This is a genomic window from Streptomyces sp. NPDC003036, from assembly GCF_040611175.1.
Taxonomy (GTDB): domain Bacteria; phylum Actinomycetota; class Actinomycetes; order Streptomycetales; family Streptomycetaceae; genus Streptomyces.
Genome location: NZ_JBEXNO010000021.1, coordinates 40,822 through 66,913, shown reverse-complemented (window position 1 = coordinate 66,913; position 26,092 = coordinate 40,822). Strand labels below are relative to the sequence as shown.

General features: G+C 72.1%; 13 protein-coding genes. 10 read left to right on the top strand and 3 right to left on the bottom strand.

Annotated elements, in window-relative coordinates; translation table 11 throughout:
* Positions 1 to 28 precede the first annotated feature (28 nt).
* A complete protein-coding gene (locus ABZX67_RS17475) occupies positions 29 to 6,523 on the bottom strand; it encodes an RHS repeat-associated core domain-containing protein (RefSeq protein WP_355360869.1) in 6,495 nt (2,164 codons plus the stop codon).
* A gap of 114 nt (positions 6,524 to 6,637) precedes the next feature.
* Positions 6,638 to 10,327, bottom strand: coding sequence for a LamG-like jellyroll fold domain-containing protein (locus ABZX67_RS17470; RefSeq protein WP_355360866.1), 3,690 nt, complete (start codon positions 10,325 to 10,327; stop codon positions 6,638 to 6,640).
* A 435-nt stretch (positions 10,328 to 10,762) separates the two neighbouring features.
* Here ABZX67_RS17470 and ABZX67_RS17465 point away from each other — a divergent pair, with 435 nt between their 5' ends.
* The 10 genes from ABZX67_RS17465 (at position 10,763) to ABZX67_RS17420 (ending at position 25,080) form a co-directional block, all read left to right on the top strand.
* Positions 10,763 to 12,061 (top strand): ROK family transcriptional regulator, encoded by a 1,299-nt coding sequence (locus ABZX67_RS17465; RefSeq protein WP_355360863.1) that lies wholly within the window; start codon positions 10,763 to 10,765, stop codon positions 12,059 to 12,061.
* A gap of 18 nt (positions 12,062 to 12,079) precedes the next feature.
* Positions 12,080 to 13,348 carry a 6-phospho-beta-glucosidase gene (locus ABZX67_RS17460; protein ID WP_355360860.1) on the top strand — a complete coding sequence of 423 codons (1,269 nt, stop codon included), beginning with the start codon at positions 12,080 to 12,082 and terminating at the stop codon, positions 13,346 to 13,348.
* Positions 13,339 to 14,364, top strand: coding sequence for a BadF/BadG/BcrA/BcrD ATPase family protein (locus ABZX67_RS17455; RefSeq protein ID WP_355360857.1), 1,026 nt, complete (start codon positions 13,339 to 13,341; stop codon positions 14,362 to 14,364). The genes ABZX67_RS17460 and ABZX67_RS17455 overlap by 10 nt, the downstream gene beginning before the upstream one ends.
* Before the next feature lie 380 nt (positions 14,365 to 14,744).
* The gene (locus ABZX67_RS17450) at positions 14,745 to 16,061 is read left to right on the top strand and encodes a hypothetical protein (protein ID WP_355361036.1); all 1,317 of its coding nucleotides are present in this window, start codon (positions 14,745 to 14,747) and stop codon (positions 16,059 to 16,061) included.
* A gap of 17 nt (positions 16,062 to 16,078) precedes the next feature.
* A complete protein-coding gene (locus ABZX67_RS17445; protein WP_355360854.1) occupies positions 16,079 to 17,128 on the top strand; it encodes a glutamate ABC transporter substrate-binding protein in 1,050 nt (349 codons plus the stop codon).
* 31 nt (positions 17,129 to 17,159) lie between these two features.
* Complete coding sequence (locus ABZX67_RS17440; protein ID WP_355360851.1) at positions 17,160 to 18,428, top strand: hypothetical protein; 1,269 nt, start codon at positions 17,160 to 17,162, stop codon at positions 18,426 to 18,428.
* 41 nt (positions 18,429 to 18,469) lie between these two features.
* Positions 18,470 to 21,019 (top strand): tetratricopeptide repeat protein, encoded by a 2,550-nt coding sequence (locus ABZX67_RS17435; protein ID WP_355361033.1) that lies wholly within the window; start codon positions 18,470 to 18,472, stop codon positions 21,017 to 21,019.
* A 2-nt stretch (positions 21,020 to 21,021) separates the two neighbouring features.
* A complete protein-coding gene (locus ABZX67_RS17430; protein WP_355360848.1) occupies positions 21,022 to 22,410 on the top strand; it encodes a PP2C family serine/threonine-protein phosphatase in 1,389 nt (462 codons plus the stop codon).
* A 56-nt stretch (positions 22,411 to 22,466) separates the two neighbouring features.
* Positions 22,467 to 23,828: a VWA domain-containing protein gene (locus ABZX67_RS17425; protein ID WP_355360845.1), complete on the top strand. Its 1,362-nt coding sequence runs from the start codon at positions 22,467 to 22,469 to the stop codon at positions 23,826 to 23,828.
* A gap of 52 nt (positions 23,829 to 23,880) precedes the next feature.
* Positions 23,881 to 25,080 carry an FHA domain-containing protein gene (locus tag ABZX67_RS17420; protein ID WP_355360842.1) on the top strand — a complete coding sequence of 400 codons (1,200 nt, stop codon included), beginning with the start codon at positions 23,881 to 23,883 and terminating at the stop codon, positions 25,078 to 25,080.
* Here the strand turns inward: ABZX67_RS17420 and ABZX67_RS17415 are convergent.
* Positions 25,077 to 26,063, bottom strand: coding sequence for a methyltransferase domain-containing protein (locus ABZX67_RS17415; RefSeq protein WP_355360839.1), 987 nt, complete (start codon positions 26,061 to 26,063; stop codon positions 25,077 to 25,079). The genes ABZX67_RS17420 and ABZX67_RS17415 overlap by 4 nt on opposite strands.
* Between the last annotated feature and the right edge of the window lie 29 nt (positions 26,064 to 26,092).

Here is a 26,092-nt window from a genome sequence, read left to right as displayed (position 1 = left end):
GCGCCGCCACACCGGTACACACTGCTAACTAATCGTAGACCCTCAGATCCCAGGGGTGAGAGTCACCCCCGACGGCCCACACCTCCGCAAAGGTCGGACCACTTACGAAAGACTTCACCTGACCACGCACAGCGCGCTCCACATCTTCCCGTTGTAGACCAGTCCCCCGGACATCGAGATAAACATGGTCCACGTTTTGGGTGTGCGCCTTCTTGAGTCGCGTCTGAATGGCGTTCCTTGAGGTTGGCGCCTTGAATTCCGACCGCTTCGCATCGACCCAGGCGTCACCAGCACCGTCCGTATCATTTCGAGACATTACATTCTTGCGCCCATTCATCGCCAGGTAAAATGCAAGTTCATATTCCTTGTCAGTAAAACCCCTCCCGTTGTTCTTCTTGATATTTTCCGGACTGGCCCAGGATTCATCAATGCGCTGCACCGCCTTTCGCACATCGTTCCACATCGCAAGCTCCCAAGCTTCTTCCACCCCCCTGCAAAAAGCTGCATCTCCCCCCTTCCCCCTGCATGAGAAATGCTGCGCATCACCGGCACTGTCGACCGCGTCGCGAATTCCAAAGGCCCCCGCGCTTATTTGTGCCATACGCTCAGCTTGAAACTTGGCAGACAAGTCTTCGTTGGCGTACTGGTCTTTTTCTTCCTCGTACGACTGACGGTAAGATCCCCCACTTTCACTTGCCGTGCCTCCACTGCCTCCAGTGGTAGACCCTTTGGGCGGCTTGCCCGTTCCCGTCGCCGCTTCGTTTGGCCGCCCGTTTCCCTTCGTGCCGTCGGGCCGCGTGGGGCACGGTATGTCGTCATCGCCGCATGCAAGGCCCATACCGCTCGGGTCCGAAAATGTCAGCGGGTTGTTGATGCTATAGCTGTAGCCGTTAAGCGTCTGGTGCTTGTCGAGTTCCAGCAGCGGGTCGACGCTGATGAACAGCCCAATGCCCGGGTCGTACTCGCGGGCCCCGATATGGGTCAGGCCCGTCGACTTGTCCGCCGGCTTGCCCAGGAACGCCTTGTCGTCCGGCCAGGCGGTCGGTGCGGTGCCGCGAGGGGCACCGAAGGGGGTCGTGAAGCGCCTGGTGATCGCGAGGGTCGTGGCGTCCACGGCCAGGCTGCTGGTGCCGTGGTGGTCGGAGGCCAGGAAGCTGAGCTTGGTCTCCGGGGCTCCCGCAGTGGCCGTGCGGACCGCGATCGTCTTGCCCGCGGCGGTGTAGTAGCGGGTGCCGGTCAGGGTCTTGGTGGTGCCCTTGGTGGTGAGGCGGACCTCCGTGGAGCCGAGGTAGAGGACAGTGTCGCCGTCTGCGGTGGTGTTGCGGCGGATCAGGAGTTCGCCCGAGGCGTCGTAGAGGTACGAGGTGCCGAGTGCGGGCTTGGTGCCCGCGGCCGGTTCCGTCGTGCCGACCAGCTTGCCTTCGGAGTTCCAGGTCAGCGTCTGCTGGGCCTGGGTGCCGGGGCGGCTGGTGGTGTTGCCCGCCGGGTCGTACGCGTACGTGGCGTTCTTCGCGCCGGTCGTCTTGGCCAGCGGGTGCGGCTGAGCCGCCGTCGTGCCGTACGTGTACGTCGTGGTCTTGTCACCCGAGGCGGTGTGCTCGGTCTCGGAGGTGCGCTGGCCGGCCGTGTTGTAGGCGTAGCTGGTCCAGTAGGGAGCTGCACCGTCGAGGTTGGCGACGGTACGGCCGGTGGCGGCGCAGTCGGCCGTCCTCGGGGTCCAGGCCTCCTTGAGGCGGCGGTGGCCGTCATAGGTGAAGCACTGGTTGTCGGTCTTGCCGGTGCCGCCCAGGGTGGAGTCGTCGAAGACCGAGGTGACGTTTCCGGCGTCGTCCTGCGTATAGGACGCGTTCTGCAGCTGGTAGGCGTGAACGTCCGAGGTGACCAGGGAGTTCTTCAGGCGCCGTGTGCCGTCCTCGTACTGGTATCCCAGGTAGAGGGTCTGCTTCGCGGTCGGCGAGTTGGCGAGGTCCAGACGGTTCAGGTCGCCGAGGGGCGTGTAGAGGGCGTTCTGGAGGTAACCGGTGGAGCCCGTCAGCTTCTGCTGGAGTCCGACGCCGTCGAAGTCGTAGCCGTAGCCGAGCGTCTCCGCCGCGAGGCCGGCCACCGCGGGGCTGCCGGCCTGCTTCACCGTGCCGTCGAGGTTGTACCCGGTGGTGAAGGTGAGCGTCGACGGGACACCTGCGGCGACCAGTGGGTCGTCCGCGGGCAGCTGGAGGGTGGAGCCGACGGCCCGGTACATCAGGTCGTAATCGGTGACCTTCTTGATGTACGCCTTGCTGGTCGTCTGCTTGATGCCGTTCTCGTACCGCTCCGCGGTGTCCTGCTGGCCCTTGGCGAGCGTGTCGTAGGACCAACCCGTCAGCTTGCGCGAGTTGGACAGCGAGCCGTCCCACAAGCCGATCCGCCGGCCCAGCACGTCGTACAGGGACAGGAGCGACCGGCCGCGTGAATCGGTGGTCGCGGTGACCTGGTCGAGCTCGTTGTACGTCGTGGTGGACGTGCCCTTGTCCGGGTCGGTGGCGCCGACCTGACGGCCGAAGAGGTCGTAGGAGTACGACCACTTGGCCCCGTCCGGCCCGGTGATCAGGCTCTGCTGACCGGCCGGCGTGTAGGTGTAGGCCGTCTTGGTGAATGCACCACCCGTGGGCTGCGGGCCGCCGTACTCACGGCGCTCCGTCGTCTGCCCGAGGGCGTTGGTGACGACGGCGGTGGCCTGACCGCCGGCGGGGGCGGTGCTGGTCACCGTGTCACCGGTGTAGGTGGTCTCCGTCGTCCAGCGGACGACGTTGTAGTTCTTGGTCACCGCCTTGATCGCGCGTCCGGCACCGTCGTACGTGGTGTCCGTCTGCACCGGGGCCTGACCGCCGTCGGTCGCGACGAGGACTCCGGACGGGGCATTCGCGTTGTCCCAGATGTCCGACTGCGCCGAGACGGCGAGACCACGCTCGTCGTACTGGGTCAGCGCGATGACCCGGCCGCCGGACGCCGACGGGGACTGCACCTGGCGGGGCCGCAGCAGCGAGTCGAAGATCTCGTACGTCGTGTTGTAGCCGGAGCCGTCTCCCTTGAGGGTCGCCGTGGACACCCACGGCAGGGAGTCGGCCTTGATGCTGTACGTGTAGACCTGGCTGGCCTTGCTGCCGAGGACCCTGAGGTTGTCGGGCAGCCACACCTGGGTGAGTCGGCCGAGGGAGTCGTACTCCGTCTCGGTCACTCCTCCGTTGGCGTCGGTCACCTTGGTGGCGGTGCCGGTCGCGAAGTCGATCGCCGTCGTCGTGGTGTGCCCGGCGGCGTTGGCCACCGTGGTGGAGGTCAGCGGTCCGGTGGCCGCCGGGGTGTAGGTGGTGGCCGCGGTCTGGGTGTCCTTGGTGTCCCTGACCGTCAGCGGGCGGCCGAGGACGTCGTACGTCGTGGTGGCGACCTTCTGCCAGACCGGCTGGTCGTCGATGCCGTACCCCTTGGCGCGGCCCGTCCACTGCGCCTCGCCCTTGGTGGGCTGCTGCGTGGCCGACCACGTGGTGGAGTCGTACGCGGTGGCGGTGTCGCCGAGGACGTCACCGGGCCGCGAGGAGTCCACGGGCAGGTCGAGCTCCGCGTCCGTCGTGGCACAGGGCTTGCCGACCGTACGGGTGCGGGAGACCAGGCTGTTGATGCCGGCGGCGTCGTTGCGGGCGTACCAGGTGCGGGTGCACTTCTCGTCACCCGTGACCTTGTCGTCGCCCCGGTCCTCGACCGTCGCCGCCATGCCGTAGTCGTCGTACGTCGTGGCGGTGGTGCGGGTGCGGTCGGTGGCGGTGCCGCTGGTGGTGATGGTGGTGCGGGCCTGGGTGGACGCCGTGCGCACGAAGTGCGCTTCGGTGTCGGCGTACGACTTGTGCTGCGTCGCGGTCCGCTTCGACCAGGGGAGGTTGACCGTCCCAGAGACCTCCTGGGCGCCGTTGTAGGTGACCGACTCGCGCGTGTACCCGGCGAACTGCTCGCTGTCCGTGAGCGCCGGGGCCTTTATGCCCGTCACCTGCACGGTCTTGCGCGTGTCCGGGTGGGGCAGCTTCCCGTCGGAGCCGAGGACGCGGTCGCCGTTCATGCCGCGCAGGTACACGGTGACCGTCTTGGACTGCGTCTTGCCAGTCGCACCGGTGAGGTGGGTGACCTTGCCGAAGCCGCGCCAGGTGGACCAGGTGCGTTCCTTCTCCGGCGTCATGGGGTCTTCGTTGTAGTGCCAGGCGCCGCCGCCCTCGTACACATAGGTGTGCTGGACGGCCTGGGAGCCACCGCGGGTGTCGTTGGTGCGCACGCCCACGACCGGGTACTTCTGGAACCAGTCCAGGATGGGGGTCTTCTCGCCGTTCGGAGACCAGTACACCGGGTAGCAGGTGCGGGTGTTGGTGTCGGCCTTGGGCATGGTCTGCCCTGCGACGCATTGGGCGGGCTGGTAGTCGACGACCGTCAGGGCGCCCGCCTCGGAGACGATGGTCTTCAGGCGCGGCTTGTGCAGCGGCAGGATGGAGTCGCTGCCGGAGTCGACACGGTTCGCCATGAACTCACCGGTGAGCCTGACCGGATCGAGCGTGAGAGGCGTGCCCCGCTTGCCGGTGTGCCGGATCTCGTCGAGCCACAGCGACTGGTCGGTCGAATCGCCCGTGTCACCCGGGTCCAGGTACACGTGCTTGAGCTGCCACTCGTCCACGGGCGCGTAGGCGGTCGCGCTCGCGTCCCACGCGTGCGTGGTGACGGAGGTCATGCGCTTGCGGGTGAAGAAGGTGGGACCCACGTTCCCGGTGCAGGGTTTGCCCGCCTCGCAGAGCGCGTCGAACGGCACGTCGGGCCAGTTGTCGCGGTTGGTCTCGGTCAGCGTGGCGCAGTCCGAGACGACGCAGCGCTCGGTGTAGCCGAACGCGACCTTGTGGGAGGCGGCGGGGGCGGCGGTGAAGAGGGCGCCGGCCCGCTGGCCGTAGCGGATCTCCCTGAGGTAACCGCCGCGGTGGTAGGCGGCGGCGGTCCCGCCGTCACCGAGCTTGTCGTAGTGGTTGCCCTCGGTCTCGTACCAGTAGGTCATGGCGTTGCCGTGGGTGTCGACCACGTAATCGAGGTTCCAGCGCCACGCCTGCTGCTTCGAGCGGCCGGAGAACGTGGTGCCGTCGGCGTAGCCGGGTTCTCCGGAGTCGTCACCGAAGACGGGCACCGTCCAGACCGACTGGGTGCGCTCGGTGGTGGCGCCTTCGAGCTTGTTCAGGCCGAAGACGTACTTGGTGCCGTCACCGGTGATGACGGTCCAGTACTCGCCGTTGTCGTCGCCGTTCGTCGCACCCGTGCCGGGGATGACCGTGGAGGCGTCGTCGTTCTTCAGACGCCACTTGCCGGTGGTGTCGTCCTTCACGAGCTCGGTGGCCTTGCCGCCGAGGACGAGGGAGGCGTTCTCGTACTTCCAGCAAAGGTCGTACTTGTCGGTCTGGCCGTCGTCGTCGCACGTGCCGTACTTGCGCTCGATGTACGACGAGGTGATGTCGAAGCCCTCGCCTATGACCGTGCCCTGGTTGTTGGTGTTGGCGGTGCGGCCGTCGACGCTGCCGGAGTCGTACGAGAGCGCGAGGTCCGGCTTGGGGCCCGCCGCGGCGGACGGCGTGCGCATCGGGTAGGACCAGGTGAACGTGCCGGACGAGCCGCCGGCTTCCCAGGTGGACGACGCGGAGAGCGGCGTGGCCTTGTAGTCGCCGGCGCCCGACTTGGTGCCGGCGGCGAGGGCGAACACGACGGGCTCGGCACCGGCCGCGGCCTTCGCCTGCGGCGCGAAGGAGACGTCCGCCTCGACCCGGCTCTTGGCGCGGTCGTTGGCCGAGGGCAGCGGTGTCTGCGTACGGCACTCGGCGCGGTCCGGGCGGGTCAGTGCGCAGGCGGGGAGCCGGACGAGCCGAAGACGGCCTGCCCAGTCACCGCCGTACGCGGACGCGAACGAGGTGTAGTCGACTCCCAGTCGCGCGTTTCCGCCGTCGGCTGGGGCCGTGGCGGTCAGCACGACACCCTTGACGCCGAGGGCGGCTGTCCGCTTCTGGTCCAGGACGCCCACCTTGAGGGAGGCGGCGTTCTTGGTCTTCTTGGCGTTCTTGGCGTTCTTGGCGGCCGTCGGCGGGGCCAGGGTGACCGGAAGCGCTCCCGGTGCCGCCTGCGAGGTGCCGCGGGCGGGCGTGGTGAGGGTCGCTTCCCCTGCCGTGGGCCAGGTGACGGTGACGGCTTGCTGACGGGTGGCCCGTTTCACCGCCTCGGCCTCGGCCTTGGCCGCCTTGGCCGCCGCTGCCGCGCTCTTGGCGTTGGTCTTGGCTGTGAAGGGGTGGACCTTGGTGGCTCGGTGAGGCTTGAGTGCCGGGGCGCCGAGCGGGTCCGGGTCGGCGGCGAAGGCGACCGGAGTCAGCAGGCCGGGTAGGAGGACGAATCCGGTGAGGGCGGCTATGCGCCCGGCCCAGCGTTTCCCGGCCGGCGGGCCGGTGCGTGGGCGTGGGCCCGGACGTGCCGAAGGATGATCATTCATGTCCGCTCCTGGGTGCGGGCTGGCCGCACGCGTGCGAGTCAGATGGAGGTGTGCGTGTGAGGGGTCGTGGCCGGGTGCGCGTCGGGCGCACCCGGCCGTTGCCCGTGCTGGCGGTCAGCCGATGAGGGCGCCGACCTGATCGGCGGACATCGCCCCGGACCACATGCGCAGGTCCTGGAGCGCGCCCGGAAGGTGGTGCCCGGTGGTACCGGCGGCCGAGCCCTTGCCGGCCGTGAGGGCGCCCGTCCCCTGGGTCGGGGTGGTGAACTCGGCCTTCTCACGCGGATCCTGCTCGAACATGCCCACGTAGAGGCGCGTCTTGCCGTACCCGACGGCCGTCTGCTCGGAGGCGTCGAACACGCCCGTCACCTGCACCCACGTATCGACGGCGGCGGGCTCCTGCGCGGGGACGGAGGCCGTTTCGGTGACCGTGCCCGTGGCGTCGACGGCCGTGCGGCCGAACCTCCACAGGTAGACGCCGTCCGCCACCTTCTCGGCCCACAGGGCCCAGGAGGACTCGCTGCCGACCGTCGTGGGCTGGGCGAACACCATCGCCCGGTAGCCGACCGGCTTTCCGGCGAACACGGCCTTGTCGAGCCGGGCGCGCGCGGTGACCGTGAAGGACCCCTTCTCGTCCACCACCGGACCGGTGGCCGAGACATGGCCGCTGGTTCCGTCCAGGAGGAGAGCTTCCTCGCCGGCCCGCGCTCCGGTGGCCGAGAGCTTCAGCGAGGGCCGGCCGTAGCCGCTCGTGTCCTTGATCTCGGTGCCGGTGAAGGCTCCCGCGTTCCAGTCGGCGACGAGTTCCACCGTCGGGGTGTCCTCGCCGGACAGGCCGGCCTCCTGCCTCAGCTCCCGTTCCCCGAGAGCGCGCTGCCAGACGGCGACCTCGTCGATGTGGCCCCGGAAGTACTGGGCGTAGACGCCTTGGCCCTTCGTACGGCCGATCTGGAGACCGCCGACCGACAACCACGGCTCGTACGTGGGCACCACGGCGGCGAGAGTGACCGGCTGGCCCTGCGGCTTGCCGTTGATGAACAGCTGGATCGTGTCGTTGGACTTGTCGGTGTCCCCCTTCGTGTCGAAGACACCGGCCACATGGGTCCAGACGTTGAGAGGTGACTCGCCCGGGTCGGCGAAGGTGATGATGTCGACGGCGTCGACCTTGTCCTGTGAGCCGCGGTTGAACGCCCAACGGCGCTTCGCGTATGAGTAGTAGACGGTGAACGCGGCGTCCTGGGCGCCCGGAGCGGCCAGTGCGACGCGGTTGGTCGTGCCCTCCGTGAGGTAGACCCAGGCCGCGGCGGTGAAGGAAGAGCTGGTGTTCACCGCCGCCGATCCGGTCGCGGCGTACGCCTGCTGCTTGGCCGGGTCCGCGCTGTTGAGGCCCAGGGAGTAGTCGCCCGCGCCGCGTCGGCCCTGGTCCGCCCAGGAGGCGCCGCCGTACAGGGTGGCGTCGTGCCGGAGTCCTTCGGTAGCGGTGTCCTTACTGATCACCGTGGTGGTGTCGGTCGGCCGGTCGCCGAAGCGCCAGCGTCCCACTTCGCCCTCAGCTGGTTTGACCTTGAACAGGAACTGCGCCGTTTCGCCCCATCGCTGGTTGACGTCCTTGGCCTGCACGGCCAGCGTCACGGTGCCGGACAGTGAGGGGAAGACCGCCACGTCCTTGGCGATGGGCCCGGCCGACTCGTGGGCTCGCGCCTGTCCGACGAGGTACCAGCGGTAGGTCGTGACGTCCGAGTCAGCCGCGTTCGGGGCGAAGGTGAACGTGCCGGGTACGCCCGGGCCGCCCGCGCCCTCGCAGAGGGTGGGGGTGCACGCGGTGTACGGCGAGCCGGCTGTGATCCGCGGCGCCTTGGGAGCGGCTACGTCGATCTTGAAGTAGCACCACGAGTGGTACGGGGAGGAGAGGCTGCCGCTCTTCGTGCCGTACGTCCAGTGGGACTGGGTGAGCGCCGAGACGCGGTACAGCAACCCGTCCTCGCCGTGCGGCAGCTGCGCGTTCTCCACCGTGTCGTCCGGGTCGTAGCCGGTCTCCGGCATGCTCGTGCTCCAGGTGTTCACCCAGGAACCGTCGGACGCACGCCGCTGGGCGTGGAAGAACGCCCGGAGCGAACCGCGCTCGTTCACCAGCCTCGGCTTCACGAGCGTCTGCACGGTCGCCTGGAACGTGGGGGTGAGCCGGGTCACGATCTGCGGATCGGTGGCCGTTCCCTTGCAGTCCCAGTAGCCGCCGTCTCCCGACGCCACGCGCAGGCCGGGCACTCCGGGCTTGGCGATGTACACGATCTGCAGCTCGGCGTTGTCGTCGAAGCGCTTCCACGCCGCCGGGTCGCCCTCGTCCTTGGCCTTCAGCATGAGCGTCAGCCGGCTGATCTTGCCGTCCGCCAGCGCCCGTACGGTCGCTATGAGGTTCTCGTCGGTTTCCGAGCGGTTGTCATGGAACTCGACCCACCTGTCCGGCTGCTCCGGTGTGCAGTTGGTGCCCCGCCCGGCCGACACGTACTGGTCGTTCATCAGATCGAGGTGCTTGGGTCCGGGCCAGCGGGTGGCTTCCGAGATGTTGTCGGTGCGCACCAGGTCGACCCACTTCGGGTCGCACGAGAAGGACCACGTCTCGTACGCCCGGAAGGTGGCGTCCAGTACGTACTTCCCCGGCAGGCTCGTCGGCGCGAACTCGAAGTACATGCGGTTGGTGTAGTTGCTGCCGCAGTAGTAGGGGCCCTGCACACTGCAGTTGCCGACCCCGTGATCGCCGTCGAAGTCCCAGAAGCGGTCGCCGTCCGAGGACAGCACCGTGCGCTCCTGCCGGCCGAGGCCCATGGGCGGGTCGATGTACACCGGGTAGACCGTGTTCGCGCCGCGCAGCAGTTTCGTGTCGGGGGTGATCGTGACCTTTTCGCCGGTCACCTTCACCGGGAGCTCGGCCGCCGCGTCGCCCTCGCCGGGATGTGCCGCGTCGTCGCCCGCTCGCGTGCCGGGGTCCGCGCTGCCGCCCGGCGGAACCGTGGGTCCGGCCTGCGGCGCCGTGCGGAGCAGCTGGGTACGCGTACCGGTGTCGCCGGGGTCGCCGCCCGCGGAGTCCCACATCTGCCCGGCGGGGCCGCTGAAGACGGTGTTGCCGTCGTCGTCGACGGCCCGCAACCCGCCCCCCGGACCGGGCACGACGCGAAGACCGTCACCGGCGGCGTTGAGGGTGACCTCGTTGAGCTGCGGATTGGCCGCCGCCTTGGCCGAGTGCACGACCAAGACCTCGCGGTAGCCGACGGCGGTGGCGGTGAGCTGGAGGTCCACGCCCTCGAAGACGCCGGGATAGGTCGCCGTGGGCCCGGACAGCCGGGGCTCCGGCAAAGCACTGGGCCACCTCAGGGACAGAGTCCCCTCGTCGTTCCCCAACGTGATCAGGTCCTTGCCCTGGCCGCCGCCCGAGAAGGACAGGTCGACCATCGCCGCCTTGGGGCCGACGCTGCCGTCCGCCCGCTTTTCCAGCGTGACGTCGATGTCCCGCCAGGAACCTTCGGCCGTCTTCACGCGTTGCGGAGTCGTGGCCTGGGTCAGCGTGTACGTGCCGTCGGGGTTCGCCACCGTCGTGGTGTACTCCGTCCGCGCCTCCGTCACTTCGACCGGCCTGCCGGACGCGACGGCTGCTTCGGACGCGGTTTGTTCGGGGTTCACCGCCGGTGCCCCGGCGGGCGTGCTCGCGGCGTCCGCCGCGTATCCCACCGCGGGCACGGCACCCGTCACCAACGCGCACCCGAGCAGCATGGCCACCGCGCGTGCCGATCTCTGCCTGCGTGCAGACATAACCCACCCCACCCCTCCAGGGCCTCCCCAGGCCCATCACAGATATGGCGATCTCGTGGAGAGCGCCGCGACGGACCCTAGGGACACCCGGTCTGTGTAAGCGACACATTTCTGGCCGCAAAAGCTGTTGGCGCAAGAAGCTGAGGGTGGGCAAGTAGCACTATCTGGAGAGATGTCACGTCATGTCGAGGTGACGGGGTAACTGGTGCGCAATTGCGGGGACACGGTGAACGTGCGCCCGCCCGGTGCGGCGGCCTCCGGCTCTCCTTCTCGGGCAAAGCCACGTGGCGCCGCGGGGCAGGGCGGCTGAATCCGTGTAGGCCTGGGTCGCCCCGCCGCACGGGTATTGACACCCCCTGACCTGCGCCCTACGTTCTGCGCCACACGAACAGGAAGCTTTCCTAACAGTCATAGTCATCGGCAGGTGAACCCCTCGTGTCCGGGACCACCCTTGGAACCGGAGTCCCCGGTACCCCCCGCCTCCTGCGCGCCATGAACGACCGGGCCGCGCTCGAGTTGCTGCTGGAGCACGGGCCCCTCTCCCGCACCCGGATCGGGACGCTCACCGGGCTGTCGAAGCCCACCGCCTCGCAGTTGCTCGCGCGGCTGGAGGCGGCCGGGCTGGTGGTGGCGACCGGGACGAGTGCCGGGCGGCCGGGGCCCAGCGCGCAGTTGTACGCCGTCAACGCACGGGCCGCGTACGCCGCCGGGCTCGACGTGAACCCGCGCCGCGTCCGCGCCGCCGTCGCCGACGTCACCGGGGAGGTGGTCGGCGAGTTCGAGCTCGCCACGCCGAAGCGGCCCGCCGGGGACGCCGGCGGCGTCGTACGGCAGGTGACCGACGCGCTGGACGGCGCCGTGAAGGCCGCCGGGATCACGCGGAGCGAGGTGCACCGGCTGGTGATCGGCACGCCCGGCGCCTTCGACCCCGGCACGGGCCGCCTCCGGTACGCGAGCCACCTGCCCGGCTGGCACTCCCCCACGCTGTTGGAGGAGTTGGCCGCCGCGCTGCCGATGCCCGTCGAGTACGAGAACGACGTCAACCTCGTCGCCCTCGCCGAGCAGCGCCTCGGAGCCGCCCGCGGGCACGGCGACTTCGTCCTGCTGTGGAACGAGCAGGGCCTGGGCGCCGCGCTCGTGCTGGGCGGGCGGCTGCACCGCGGGTTCACCGGGGGCGCCGGCGAGGTCGGGTTCCTTCCCGTGCCGGGCGCGCCGCTCGTGCGGCAGGTCACCAGGGCGAACGCCGGTGGGTTCCAGGAGCTCGCAGGGGCCCAGGCGCTGCCCCGGCTCGCGCGGGAGTACGGCATCGACGACGTGCCTCCCGGCGAGTACGCGGACGTCGCCGCCCGGCTCGTCGAGCGCGCGGCGCGGGACGACGCGCCACCGGCGTACCGCAGGCTCCTCGACGCCTACGCGACCGGGCTCGCGACCGGGCTCGCCTCGCTGGTCGCGGTCCTCGACCCGGAGCTGGTGGTGCTGTCGGGGCGGGCGATCGTCGGCGGCGGCGAACCGCTGCGCGAGCGCGTGGAGGCCGAGCTCGGCGAGCTGGCCGCCTCGCGGCCGCGGCTCGTGCTCGGCGGCGTACAGCGGGATCCCGTGCTGCGCGGGGCGCTGGAGAGCGCGCTGGCCGCCACCCGGGACGACCTCTTCGACACCTCCGGGAGTCGTTCATCCGGGAGTCGTTCAAGGGCGCGCACCACACCGACGGGAACCGAAACCGGCGTCAAGGGCTGAAGGGCTGAGGCACTGACCATGAAGTTGACTGTCGTGGGCGGCGGGTCCACGTACACACCCGAACTGATCGACGGCTTCGCGCGGCTGCGCGACACGCTCCCGATCAGCGAGCTGGTTCTCGTCGACCCGGCCGCCGACCGGCTGGAGGCGGTCGGCGGACTGGCCCGGCGGATCTTCGCCAAGCAGGAACACCCCGGTCGCATCACCACCACCTCCGATGTGGAGGCGGGCGTCGACGGCGCCGACGCCGTGCTGCTGCAACTGCGCGTCGGCGGGCAGGCGGCCCGTGAGCGGGACGAGACGTGGCCGCTGGAGTGCGGCTGCGTCGGGCAGGAGACGACCGGCGCGGGCGGGCTGGCGAAGGCGCTGCGCACGGTGCCGGTGGTGCTGGACATCGCCGAGCGCGTACGCCGGACGAACCCGGAGGCATGGATCATCGACTTCACCAATCCGGTGGGGATCGTGACGCGGGCGCTGCTCCAGGCCGGCCACAAGGCGGTCGGGCTGTGCAATGTGGCCATCGGCTTCCAGCGGAAGTTCGCCCGCCTGCTGGGCGTCGAGCCGGGTGCCGTCCACCTGGACCACGTGGGGCTCAACCACCTCACCTGGGAGCGGGCGGTGCGGCTCGGCGGGCCGGACGGCGAAGACGTGCTGCCGCGGCTGCTCGCCGAGCACGGCGACGCCGTCGCGGCCGATCTGCGGCTGCCGCGCGCCGTCCTGGACCGGCTCGGTGTCGTCCCCTCGTACTACCTGCGGTACTTCTACGCGCACGACGAGGTCGTACGGGAGCTGGGGACCAAGCCGTCGCGGGCCGCCGAGGTGGCGGCGATGGAGCGGCAGTTGCTCGCGATGTACGGCGACCCGGCGCTGGACGAGAAGCCGGAGCTGCTGGCGAAGCGGGGCGGGGCCTTCTACTCGGAGGCGGCCGTGGAGCTGGCCGCCGCCCTGCTGGGAGGGGGCCCGGCGGCGCGGGTGCAGGTCGTCAACACGTACAACAAGGGGACGCTGCCGTTCCTGCCGGACGACGCCGTGATCGAGGCCCAGGCGGCGGTGGACGGCTCGGGCGCGGTGCCGCTGGCGGTGCCGGAGATGGATCCGCTGTACGCGGGGTTGGTCGGGCACGTCACGGCGTACGAGGACCTGGCGCTGGACGCCGCGCTGCGGGGCGGGCGGGACCGGGTGTTCAAGGCGCTGCTGGCGCACCCGCTGGTGGGGCAGTACGCGCTCGCCGAGGGCCTGACGGACCGGCTCGTCGCGCACAACCGGGAGTACCTCGCGTGGGCGTGAACCAGGCTTCGGTGCCGGCCATCGACGCGGTCCTGGCGATCGACGCGGGCAACAGCAAGACGGACGTCGCCGTGGTGGGCGCGGACGGGGCGGTGCTCGGCGAGGCGCGCGGCGGGGGGTTCCAGCCGCCGGTCGTGGGGGTGGATGCCGCGGTGGGCGTGCTGGCGGACGCGGTGGGCGCGGCGGCCCGGACCGCCGGGCTGGGCGGCCCGCCGTACGTCTCCCATGTGTCCGCCTGTCTCGCCAACGCCGACCTGCCGGTGGAGGAGCGCGAGTTGGCGGACGCGGTACGGGCCCGGGGCTGGAGCCGGGGTGGCTCCGTCGAGGTGCGGAACGACACGTTCGCCCTGCTGCGGGCGGGGGTGGAGGAGCCCCGGGGCGTGGCGGTGGTGTGCGGGGCGGGCATCAACTGCGTCGGCATGAGGCCGGACGGGCGCACGGCCCGCTTCCCCGCGCTCGGCCGGATCTCCGGCGACTGGGGCGGCGGCAGTGGGCTCGCGGAGGAGGCGATGTGGTGGGCCGCACGCGCCGAGGACGGGCGCGGTGAGCCGACGGAGCTGGCGCGTACGCTTCCCGCGCACTTCGGCCTCGACTCGATGTACGCGCTGATCGAGGCGCTGCACCGGGGGCGGATCGCGGCGGAGCGGCGGCACGAGCTGACGCCGGTGCTGTTCGCGACGAGCGCGGCGGGTGACCCGGTGGCCCGTGCGCTGGTGGAGCGGCTGGCGCAGGAGGTGGTGGCGATGGCCTCCGTCGCCCTGGCCCGGCTGGACCTGCTGGACGAGGAGGTTCCGGTGCTGCTGGGCGGCGGTGTGCTGGCGGCGCGGCATCCTCGGCTCACCCCGCGGATCGCCGAACTGCTGGCGGCGAAGGCCCCGAAGGCGGCGGTGCGTGTCGTGACCGCGCCACCGGTGCTGGGGGCCGGCCTGCTGGGGCTGGACCACGTGGGCGCGCCGGCGCGGGCGCGGGCGCGGCTGCGGGCGCACTACGAGCAACAGGCGACGCAGTACGACTAATGGCGATGGCTGTGGACAACGTGGTGCGGTACGTGCGTTCGGTTCGTCAGTATGGGGGCGGAACCGATGCGGGGCGGGTGGCGTATTCAAGGGGGAGAGCGCACGGCGGTGCGAGTGGGGGGCGCCGCGGTGTTTCCACACACCGTTCAGCACGATAGGAACAAGATCGAGTCAAGCCTGGTGTGAACGTCGGCCCCTACGGCCATACTGCGGGCAGCGACCGAGGGGGAGGTCACGTGACATACGCACCGAATGTGCCGAACAGGCCGCGCGTGCCGCCGCCACCGGCGGGCCCGCCGTCGGCCGCGCCCGCGACCGCGGCGCCCGCGCCCACACCCGTGGTGCCCGCGCCCGCGCCAGCGGCGCCGAGCAGCGCACCCGTGCCCGCCGGGCGCGGCGCGTGGGCCGAAGGGCGGGCGCGGCTGCGTGCCGCCGCGACCACGGAGCCCGGGCGGCTGCAGATCATCGGCGCCGTACTGGCCCTGCTCGTGGTGGCGTTCGGGGCCGTCACCGCCTTCGAGGTCGCCGACCGCTCCGCGGCCGCCGACGACGTGGTCGGCCGCAGCCAGCCGCTGAGCGCCGACGCCGCGCACCTCTACCGCTCGCTCGCCGACGCCGACACGGCGGCCGCCAGCGGTTTCCTGGCCGGTGCGCAGGAGCCCGCGGACGTGCGGGAGCGGTACGAGGACGACATCGCGACCGCGTCGCGGCTGCTGGTCAAGGCCGCGGCCAACACCGAGGGTTCGTCCCAGTCCGCGCGCGAGATCACCACGCTCAACGAGTGGCTGCCCCGCTACACAGGCCTGATCGAGCGCGCCCGCGCCGCCAACCGGCAGGGCCTCCCGCTCGGCGGCGCGTATCTGCGGTACGCCAACCAGCAGATGACGACCGAGCTGCTGCCCGCCGCCGAGCGGCTGTACGCGGCGGAGACCGCGCGGCTCGCGCGGGACGACCGGGACGCCCGCGCCTGGCCGTGGCTGTCCCTCGCGGTGGGGGTCGTGGTCGTCGGCGCGCTGGTGTGGGCGCAGCGGCGCACGTATCTGCGGACCAACCGGGTGTTCAACCAGGGGCTGCTCGCCGCGACGGCCGCCTCGGTGGTGGTGCTGCTGTGGCTGGCGGGCGGGCACACGGTCGCGCGCAGCCAGCTGACCGACGCCGGCCGGCACGGCCAGGATTCGCTCAAGGTGCTGAACGAAGCGCGGATCAACTCCCTGAAGGCCCGCGCCAACGAGAACCTGACCCTGGTGGCGCGGGGTGCCGTGCTGACCGACGACGGCAAGAAGGACAAGTACGAGACCGAGTACGGCGCGGGCATGGGCAAGCTGAGCGCGGCGCTCGCCGAGGCGGGCCGGCTCGCCGACGACAGTGAGGGCCGCGAGCCGGTCAAGGCGGCGGTGGAGCAGGTCGACGAGTGGCAGAAGCGGCACGCTGCGGCGCGCGCCACGGACGACGCGGGCGAGTACGAAGGAGCGCTGGCCAAGGTCATCGGTGACGACGGGTCCACCGGCCAGGCGTTCGACGAGGTGGACGCGGCGCTGAAGAAGGCGCTCGACCATGAGCAGGGCGAGTTCACCCGCGCCGCCGAGGACGGCCGCTCCGCGCTGACCGGCCTGCCGGTCGGGGCCACGGCGCTGGCCGTCCTCGGGGCGGTGGGGGCCATCATGGGCATCAACCGCAGGCTGTCGGAGTACCGGTGAGGGTGAGGGGAGGCACGATGAGCAAGCTGGACCTCGATGCGGCCGGCACCCCCGGCGAGCGGAGCCTGACCCGGCGGGCCGCCGGGCGGCTGCGCGGGTGGGGCGGGGTCGCGGCGATGGCGGCCGCGTGCGGGCTGACCGCCGCGCTCACCCTGGTGCCGCTGTCGCAGGGCACCGGACTCGGGGCGTCCGCCGTGTCCGGGGCGAGCGGCGCGGTCCCCGCCAAGGCGGACACCTGCAAGGACCCGGAGGCCTCCCTCACCCCGTCCACCGCCGACGGCCCCGCCATCGCTGCCATCAAGGCGCGCGGCAAGCTGATCGTCGGCGTCGACCAGAACAGCTACCGGTGGGGCTACCGCAACCCCGCCAGCAAGACGCTGGAAGGTTTCGACATCGACCTCGCCCGCGCCATCGCCGCCAACATCCTCGGCAGCCCCGACGCGGTCATCTTCCGCGCCATCCCCACCAACCAGCGGATCGCCGCGCTGGAGAGCGAGAAGGTCGACCTCGTCGTCCGGACGATGACGATCACCTGCAAGCGCATCGAGCAAGTCGCCTTCTCGACCGCCTACTTCCAGGTGGGGCAGCAGGTCCTCGCGCCCAAGGAATCGACGGTCACCGGCTACAACAAGACCCTGTCCGGCAAGCGCGTCTGTTCCGGCGAGGGCACGACGGCGTACGAGGCGCTGGTGAAGGAGTCGTTCGGCGCCACGTTCAAGGACGAGGACGACGGCGGCAAGGGCGACAAGGACGTCTACACCGTGCCCAACCAGCTGGACTGCCTGGTCCGCCTGCAGATGGGCGAGGTCGACGCGGTGGTGACGGACAACGCGCTGGCGGCCGGCCAGGCGGCGCAGGACCCGGCCGTCGAGCTGAAGGGCCGTCCGTTCACCACGGAGTACTACGGCATCGCCGCGAAGCTCGGCAAGGACGACCTCGTGCGCCGGGTCAACCAGGTGCTCGTCGAGTACCGGCAGGGGGCGTGGAAGCAGGCGTACACGAAGTGGCTGAGCGCCGACCTGCCGGGGATAGCCGGCCCTCCGGCACCGAAGTACCGGAGCAGCTGACCGACATGGGCACGAGGCGAAGAGGTGATCGATGGGCGTCACGGAGCCCCCTGGGCCGGTGATGGACCGGGACGAGGTGGACCGTGCGCTGGCGCGGCTCGGGGCGGAGCACAAGGCGGTCGAGGACTCGCTGCTCGCCCTGCAGGACCACGCGGGCCGCAGGCTCCTCGAGGGCGCCGAGCTGACCGGTACGACCAAGGACCGCTGGGCCGCCACCGAGCGGACGATCAGCCTGCTGTGGACGTACTTCGACGCGTACACCGCCGCCGTGCACGAGGCCCGGGAGGTGCGCGCGCGGCGCCGCTGGCCGGGGCGCGAGGAGCTGTCCGAGCTGACGGAGCGGCTGCGCGGCGAGAGCGTCACGGTCTCGGGGACCTCCGCGCTGGCCGAGCGGTTCACGCTGGAGCGGCTGGTGGCCCGGATGAACGAGCTGTACGCGAGCTCCCTCGACATGGTGGTCACGGCGGACGCGGTGTGGTCGGCACTGCCCGCGCGCATAGACCTGCTCGCCGCCGAGCTCGGCCGCACGCGCTCGCTGGCGCACTCCGTGGGCGTACGGCCCGGGGAGCACCCGGCGGGGGACGACCTGGAGGCCATCACCCATGAGCTGGCCGCGCTGCGGGCGCAGGTGGTGACGGACCCGCTGGCGTTCTGGCGGCCGGCGACCGGCAGTTCGGCGCCCGGCGGCGGACGTCCGGACACCGACCGGTACGACCGGGCGGCCCGGGCCCTGGAGGACGTGCGGCGCGAGATCGAGGCCGTGCTCCAGGTCCGGCAGGACTCCGAGGCGCGGCTGATGCGCCTGCGGGACGTGCTGTCGCGCGCGGACCGGACGCTCGCGGAGGCGCGGGCGGCCCGGGGCGAGGTGCTGGCGAAGATCGCCGCCTCCGAGGTGCCGGCGGTGAGCGGCCCGCCGACCGCGCTCCAGGAGCGGCTGGCCACCGCCGCCGAGTACCGCCGCCACGCCCAGTGGCACCGGCTGTCGCCGCTCCTGGAGGCGCTGGAGCAGGAGGCCGAGGAGGAGCTGCTGCGCGCCCGCGAGCAGTTGACGGCCGTCACCGCGCCGCTCGCGGTCCGCGCGGAGCTGCGCGGCCGGCTCGACGCGTACAAGGCGAAGGTGGCCCGGCACGGCATGGCGGAGGATCCGCTGCTGATCGAGCGGTACGACCAGGCACGCCGGATGCTGTGGAGCGCCCCGTGCGACCTGCGCGCCGCCGAGCAGGCCGTGCTGCGCTACCAGCAGGCCGCCATGGACATGGTGTCGGGAGCCGGCCCGGTCGACCGTAGGGGGAGTCAGTGAAGACGTGTCAGCGGCCCGGCTGCGGGGGCTCGTACGAGGACATGGGCGGCGGCGAGCTGTACTGCGACACGTGCGGGCTGGCGCCCGTCGTCTCGCCCGGCGGCATGGTGTCGTCGCCGCCGACCGGTGTGGCGGGCGGCGGGGGCGGCAAGGGATCCGGCAGCAGCTCCCGCTCGTCGTCCCGGTCCTCCCGCTCCTCGTCCCGGTCGTCACGGCGCTCGGTGTCGGGCCGGCTGTCGCGTTCCCTGACGGGCGGTACGGAGTCGTCGCGTTCGGTGTCGGTGCGCAGCTCCGGCTCGTCCACCGGCCAGTCCGGGCGCAACCGGCTGGGCGCCGGACTCGTCGCGATCCCGTCCGTGCCGCGCCCCGACCCGCGCTCGGTGGTCATGGAGAACCCCGAGGTCCCCGAGCGGAAGCGGTTCTGCTCGCGCTCCGACTGCGGGGCGCCGGTGGGCCGGGCGCGCGGGGGCCGGCCGGGGCGCACGGAGGGCTTCTGCACCAAGTGCGGCCACCCGTACTCCTTCGTGCCGAAGCTGCGGGCCGGTGACATCGTGCACGGGCAGTACGAGGTGGCGGGCTGCCTGGCCCACGGCGGCCTCGGCTGGATCTACCTGGCCGTGGACCGCGCGGTCTCCGACCGGTGGGTCGTCCTCAAGGGCCTGCTGGACACCGGCGACCAGGACGCGATGGCGGCGGCGATCTCGGAGCGGCGGTTCCTCGCGGAGATCGAGCACTCCAACATCGTCCGCATCTACAACTTCGTGGAGCACCTGGACCAGCGCACGGGCTCGCTGGACGGGTACATCGTCATGGAGTACGTCGGCGGCAAGTCGCTCAAGGACATCGCCAACGAGCGGCGGGGCCCGGACGGCCGGCGCGATCCGCTGCCGGTCGAGCAGGCCTGCGCGTACGGCATCGAGGCGCTGGAGGCGCTGGGGCACCTGCACAGCAGGAACCTGCTGTACTGCGACTTCAAGGTCGACAACGCGATCCAGACCGAGGACCAGCTCAAGCTCATAGACATGGGCGCGGTGCGCCGGATGGACGACGACGAGTCGGCCATCTACGGCACGGTCGGCTACCAGGCCCCGGAGGTCGCGGAGGTCGGGCCGTCGGTCGCGTCCGACCTGTACACGGTGGCGCGGACGCTGGCGGTGCTGACGTTCGACTTCCAGGGGTACACGAACGTGTTCGTGGACTCGCTGCCGGACCCGGACAACATCGAGGTGTTCCGGCGGTACGAGTCGTTCTACCGGCTGCTGGTGCGGGCGACGGACCCGGACCCGGCGCGCCGGTTCGCCTCCGCGCAGGAGATGGCGGAGCAGCTGACAGGTGTGCTGCGCGAGGTGGTCGCGCTGCAGACGGGCCGGCCGAGGCCCGCGCTGTCGACGCTGTTCGGGCCGGAAGTCCGCGTCACGGACACGGTGTTGTTCGCGGAGCCGCCGGCCGAGGTGTCGGTGCTCGGCGCGCGGGAGATGCCGCGGGGTCTGTTCGGCGGCCGGAGGCGGGGCGGGACGGCGGCCGCGCCGCCGACCGCGCCGCCACCGGTGCCGGGTTCCGGGCTCGCGGCCGCCGGGCCGGGTCAAGTGCCGGGGCCGCCGCCGGTGACGGGGCAGGTGCCCCGGCCGCGTACCGAGCCTGTGGCGCCCCGCCCCGCCGCGCCGCTGCTCGGAGCGCTGGACGCGCGGGCCATCGCGCTGGCGCTGCCCGTGCCGCACGTGGACCCCGGCGACCCGAACGCGGGCTTCCTGGCCGGGCTGATGGCGGCCGGACCCGCCGAGCTGATCGCCGCGCTGCACACCGCGCCCGCGAGCTCCGTCGAGCTGCGGCTGCGCGAGCTGCGCGCCCACCTGGAGACGGGCCAGGTCCCCTCGGCGCACCGGGCCCTGGAGGACCTGGAGAGCGGGCACCCCGACGACTGGCGGGTCGTCTGGTACCGGGGCGTGGCGTCACTGGCGACCGGCGACAACGAGAACGCCGCGCTCTCCTTCGACGCCGTCTACGACGCGTTCCCCGGAGAGCCCGCGCCCAAGCTGGCACTCGGCGTCTGCGCCGAGGTGCTGGGCCAGTTGGACAACGCCGCCGAGTACTACCGCCTCGTGTGGACGACCGACCCGAGCTATGTGAGCGCGGCGTTCGGCCTCGCCCGGGTGCAACTGGCCGCGGGCGACCGGGCCGGAGCCGTACGGACGCTGGAGTCGGTGCCCGAGGCATCGATCCACTACACCGCCGCGCGCGTCGCGGCCGTACGGGCCCGGCTGCGCCACCGCTCCCCCGCCGACCCGCTGCTCGCGGACCTGGCGGCGGCGGCCGAGCAGGTTTCCGCGCTCCAGCAGTTCGGGCTGGACGCGGTGCGCCGCGAGCGGTTGGCTACGGAGGTGCTGGGTACCGCGCTGGACTGGGTACTCTCCGGAAGCCCCGGGGCCGGCCCGGTACAGACGTCGCTGCTGGGCAGCGAACTGGACGAGCGCGGCCTGCGCTTCGGACTGGAGCGCTCCTATCGGGTGCTCGCCCGGCTCGCTCAGCGCGGCGAGGAGAGGATCGAGATGGTGGAGCGGGCGAACCGGTTCCGCCCCCGGACATGGGTGTGAAGATGTCGCAGATGCACCAGCTGTCCACCTGCCCCGGCTGCGAGGAGCCGCTGGAGCGGGGGGACCTGTTCTGCGGGGCGTGCGGGTACGACCTGTCGGCCGTACCGGAGCCGCCCCGCGACAACCCGACCATGGTGATGAGCTCACCGGTGGAGGGGGTGGCGAGGCCGCCGGAGCCCGGGCAGCCCGGGCAACAGCCGATACGGTTCGACGCCCGCGCCTCGGACGGCCCGCAACGCCCCGATGCGGGCGCCGCCGGCACGGACGCCGACTTCCCGCTGCCCGCGCCCGCGCCGGCACCCGCGCCCGACCCCGTGTCGACGCCGATGCCGCCCGCACCGCCGGTCCCGCCCGCGCCACCGGTCCCGGCGGTCCCGCCCGTGCCCGCCCAGGCACCCGTGCCCGCGCCCGCCGTGCCGGATCCGCGGACCGCCGAGCACGCGCACACCCCGCCCGCCGGCACGAAGCTGTGCGTCGCGTGCCGGGCCGGGCACGTGGACCCGGACGGCTACTGCGAGAACTGCGGCCACGCGCAGCCGCGCGAGCGTGACCACATGGAGGAGGAGCTCGGTTCGGTCGCCGCCGTCAGCGACCGCGGCCTGCGCCACCACCGCAACGAGGACGCGTTCGCCGTGTCGTCGACGGCCCTGCCCGACGGTTCGCCGGCCGTCGTCGCGATCGTCTGCGACGGCGTGTCCTCGGCGACCCGCCCCGACGAGGCGTCCGCCGCCGCGGCGGCCGCCGCCAGCGAGTCGCTGCTGGAGTCGCTGCCGCGCGGCACGCACCCGCAGCAGGCGATGCACGACGCGATCGTCGCGGCGTCCGAGGCGGTCAACGCCCTCGCCGAAGCCGCCGACGGCCATGGCACCGCCATGGAGCACGACCCTCACCGCCACCAGAACGCCCCGGCGTGCACGCTGGTCGGCGCGGTGGCGGCGGGCGGGCTGCTGGTGGTCGGCTGGGTCGGCGACAGCCGTGCCTACTGGGTGCCGGACGACCGCACCGGCCCGCCGGCCCGCCTCACCGAGGACGACTCGTGGGCCGCGCAGATGGTGGCGGCGGGCCTGATGAGCGAGGCGGAGGCGTACGCCGACGAGCGCGCCCACGCGATCACCGGCTGGCTCGGTGCCGACGCTTACGAAGTGGAGCCGCACACGGCGGCGTTCAAACCGGACCGCCCGGGTGTCGTGGTGGTGTGCACGGACGGGCTGTGGAACTACGCGGAGGGCGCGGACGACATGGCCAGGGTCGTGCCGCCCGACGCGGCGGGCCGACCGCTGCACAGCGCGCAGGTCCTCGTCGGACACGCGCTCGACGGAGGCGGGCACGACAACGTAACGGTGGCCGTGCTGCCGTTCACCATGGCACCGCAAGGGGCAGGATCGGCCTGATTCAACCTGCCTGTCCGTTCCGTCTTTTGTGCGTGGAGTCCCGAGGAGCCCCTCAGATGGCGAACTTCTCCAAGTCGAACGTGCCGCGGTTCTCGGTCGACGTGTACCAGAACGAGTACCTGCCGGAGGGCGGGCGTGAGGTGAACGCGATCGTCACGGTCACCTCGACCGGCGGCGGCACGACCGGCGGGGCGCCGCTGGCCGGAGCGTCGCCCTCCCCTTCGTACATACCGGGTCGGGCGCCGACCGCCGCCGTGGTGGTCATGGTGGACTGCTCGGGTTCGATGGACTATCCGCCGACGAAGATGCGCAACGCGCGGGACGCGACGGCCGCCGCGATCGACACGCTGCGCGACGGAGTCGCCTTCGCCGTGGTCGCCGGGACGCATGTGGCGAACGAGGTGTACCCGGGCGAGGGGCGGCTGGCCGTCGCCGACGCCCGCACCCGTGCCGAGGCCAAGCAGGCGCTGCGCCGGCTGAGCGCGGGCGGCGGCACCGCGATCGGCACCTGGTTGAAACTGGCCGACCGGCTGCTGAACTCGGCCGAGGTGCCGATCCGCCACGGCATCCTGCTGACCGACGGCCGCAACGAGCACGAGTCGCCCGAGGATCTGCGGGCCGCCCTCGACGCCTGCGCGGGCCGCTTCACCTGCGACGCCCGCGGCGTGGGCACCGACTGGGAGGTCAAGGAGGTCACCGGCATCGCGTCGGCACTGCTCGGCACGGCCGACATCGTCGCCGATCCGGCCGGCCTGGCCGCGGACTTCACGCGGATGATGGAGCACGCGATGGGCAAGGAGGTCGCGGACGTGAGCCTGCGCCTGTGGACGCCGGTCGGCGCGGAGATCGTCTTCGTCAAGCAGGTCGCGCCGACGGTCGCGGAGTTGACCGATCGGCGCACGGAGGCGGGGCCGCGTGCCGGTGACTACCCGACGGGTTCGTGGGGCGACGAGTCCCGTGACTACCACGTGTGCGTACGGGTGCCCGAAGCCGGCATCGGCCAGGAGATGCTGGCGGCCCGCGTCTCGTTGATCCTCCCCGACCCGGCGGGGGGCGGGTCGCCGCAGACGCTGTCCCAGGGTCTGGTGCGGGCGGTGTGGACGGACGACATGGCGGCTTCGACGTCCATCAACCCACAGGTCGCGCACTACACAGGACAGGCGGAACTCGCCCAAGTCATCCAACAGGGGCTGGAAGCGCGCAAGTCCGGCGATTTCGACGGTGCGACGGCGAAACTGGGGCGGGCCGTGCAGCTGGCGGCCGCCTCGGGGAACGCGGACACTGCGAAACTGCTTGCGAAGGTGGTGGACGTGGTCGACGCGGCGACAGGTACTGTGCGACTGAAGGCGAAGGTCGCGGAAGCGGACGAGATGACGCTCGAAACCCGCTCCACCAAGACGGTTCGCGTGAAGAGATGAAGCACGATCTGCTCGGCCTGCGGGCCGGATGAGGAGAGGGGGAAGCGCCGACATGCCGACCTGCCCGAACGGACACCAGTCGGGTTCCGACGACTGGTGCGAGGTCTGCGGCCACCGCATGTCCGGGGCGAGCGCGCCTGCGGGCGCCGTGCCGCCGCCTCCCCCGCCCCCGCCGCCGCCCGCGTACGGCTACCCGGGCCCCGGAGGGCCGCAGGGGGGCGGTCCGGTCGGCGACCCGAACGCCACCGCCCAGGCGGAGCTGTGCCCGCAGTGCCGTACGCCGCGCGAGGCCATGGCGCCGTTCTGCGAGGAGTGCCGCTGGAACTTCCTCACCAACACGGCGACCTCCTACACTCCCGCCGCTCCGCCGCCGGGCCGCCTCGGTGGGCCGGGTGGCCCGGGTGGTCCGGGCGGACCCCCCGGGCCGCCGCCGGGGCTGAACCTGCCGCCGGGCTTCCAGGCCCAGCAGCAGCCGCCGCGGCCGCCGGACCCGTTCGAGTACCAGGGTTCACGCCCGTCGCAGATGAACCGCCCGGCGGAGCCGCTGCCGCCCGAGCCGCAGACGCCGCAGGGCCCGCCTCAGCCGGGCCCGCCGCCGGTTCCTCAGGGCTTCCAGCAGCCGGGTCCGCCGCCCCCGCCCGCGCCGCAGGCGTTCCAGCAGCCGGGCCCGCCTGCCCCGCCGCAGCCTCACCACCCGCATGCGCCGCAGCCGCCCCAGCAGCCGCAGACCGGTGGCGGTGGCGGTGACGACTGGCTGCTGCCTCCGCCCTCGCACGCGCAAGCGTCCCAGCAGCCCCAGGCACCCCAACAGCACCAGCAGCCCCAGCCCCAGCAGCCCCAAGCGCCGGTCGGCTGGACCGCCGTCGTCGGCCCCGACCGCGAGTACTTCATGGCCATGATGCGGCGCAGCGGCCCGGAGGCCGCGGGCCTCAACCTGCCCGCGTACTCGCCAGAGCAGCGGCTCACGCTCTCCGGCAACCAGATCACCATCGGGCGTCGCCGCCACTCCACGGGCGAGTCCCCCGACATCGACCTGTCGGTGCCGCCGGAGGACCCGGGCGTCTCCCACAAGCACGCGGTGCTGGTCCAGCAGTCCGACGGCTCCTGGTCCGTGGTGGACCAGAACTCCACCAACGGCACCACGCTCAACGGCGCGGAGGACCCGATCCAGCCCTACGTCCCCGTCCCGCTCAAGGACGGCGACCGGGTCCACGTCGGCGCCTGGACGACGATCACCATCCGCCGCGGCTAGCCGGCGGGCCGACCGAGGGGCCAGAGGTACGGCCCCTCGGGTTCGTCCAGCCACGCCCACTGCCGCTCGCCGCCGACCGTCACGCCGAACCGCTCCCGCTCGGGCCGCCCCTCGCGCTGCCAGAGCGAGTACGCCTCCTGCGGGTCCAGGCTCCCCGCCGTGAGCGTCAGCAGGAAGCGGAACAGGTCGTCCTCGGTCGCGCGCCGGGGCAGCCCGCCGGTGTGCGGCGGCACGGCGGCCGGGACCGCGCCGCGCAGCGGGACGAAGTACGCGGAGGTGCTCAGGAACCGGCCCTCGGCGTGCTCGGCGTCCCGTACGCGCAGCGAGATCACCCCGGTGGCCATCGGCGCCAGGACGCGCGCGTCACCGGGGCGGCACTGCGCGAGCCACTCCCTCGGCACGGACGGTACGGCGCAGGTCGCGATGATCCGGTCGAACGGCGCCCGCTGCGGGCAGCCGCGCGCCCCGTCGCCGGTGACCACGGTGGGCCGGTGGCCGGCCGCCGCCAGGTGGGCCCGCGCCGCCTCGGTGATCTCCTCGTCCAGATCGACGGTGGTCACGTGCTCGTCGCCCAGCCGGTGCGCCAGCAGCGCCGCGTTGTAGCCGGTCCCGGCGCCGATCTCCAGGACGTCGTGCCCGTCGCGTACGTCCAGGGCCTCCAGCATGTACGCCATGAGGGAGGGCTGACTGGCGGAGGAGACCAGGTCACCGTTGCGCACGCGCGTGGCGAGCGGCCGGTCCTCGTAGGCGCCCGCCAGCCAGCGCTCGCGCCGGGCCGGGTCCGGGTCCTCGCACCAGAGGCGCTCGTAGCCGCCCATGACGCCGACGTAGTAGTACGGCACGAACAGGTGCCGGGGCACCTCCTCGAACGCCTCCCGCCAGGCGGGGTCGGTCAGGTCCCCGCCCTCGGCGATCCCGCGCACCATCGCGCGCCGCGCCTCGGCGGCCCGTTCGGCGAACGGGTCCTCTCGCTCTGTGCCCATACGTCCACTTTCCTGCGGGCGGGGAGCAG

What these genes read in the sequence shown, in the direction of transcription:
- ABZX67_RS17415 (WP_355360839.1), bottom strand. Translation starts at nt 26,063, where the DNA reads ATGGGCACAGAGCGAGAGGACCCGTTCGCCGAACGGGCCGCCGAGGCG.
- ABZX67_RS17420 (WP_355360842.1), top strand. Translation starts at nt 23,881, where the DNA reads ATGCCGACCTGCCCGAACGGACACCAGTCGGGTTCCGACGACTGGTGC.
- ABZX67_RS17460 (WP_355360860.1), top strand. Translation starts at nt 12,080, where the DNA reads ATGAAGTTGACTGTCGTGGGCGGCGGGTCCACGTACACACCCGAACTG.
- ABZX67_RS17475 (WP_355360869.1), bottom strand. Translation starts at nt 6,523, where the DNA reads ATGAATGATCATCCTTCGGCACGTCCGGGCCCACGCCCACGCACCGGC.
- ABZX67_RS17445 (WP_355360854.1), top strand. Translation starts at nt 16,079, where the DNA reads ATGAGCAAGCTGGACCTCGATGCGGCCGGCACCCCCGGCGAGCGGAGC.
- ABZX67_RS17430 (WP_355360848.1), top strand. Translation starts at nt 21,022, where the DNA reads ATGTCGCAGATGCACCAGCTGTCCACCTGCCCCGGCTGCGAGGAGCCG.
- ABZX67_RS17440 (WP_355360851.1), top strand. Translation starts at nt 17,160, where the DNA reads ATGGGCGTCACGGAGCCCCCTGGGCCGGTGATGGACCGGGACGAGGTG.
- ABZX67_RS17470 (WP_355360866.1), bottom strand. Translation starts at nt 10,327, where the DNA reads ATGTCTGCACGCAGGCAGAGATCGGCACGCGCGGTGGCCATGCTGCTC.
- ABZX67_RS17435 (WP_355361033.1), top strand. Translation starts at nt 18,470, where the DNA reads ATGGGCGGCGGCGAGCTGTACTGCGACACGTGCGGGCTGGCGCCCGTC.
- ABZX67_RS17425 (WP_355360845.1), top strand. Translation starts at nt 22,467, where the DNA reads ATGGCGAACTTCTCCAAGTCGAACGTGCCGCGGTTCTCGGTCGACGTG.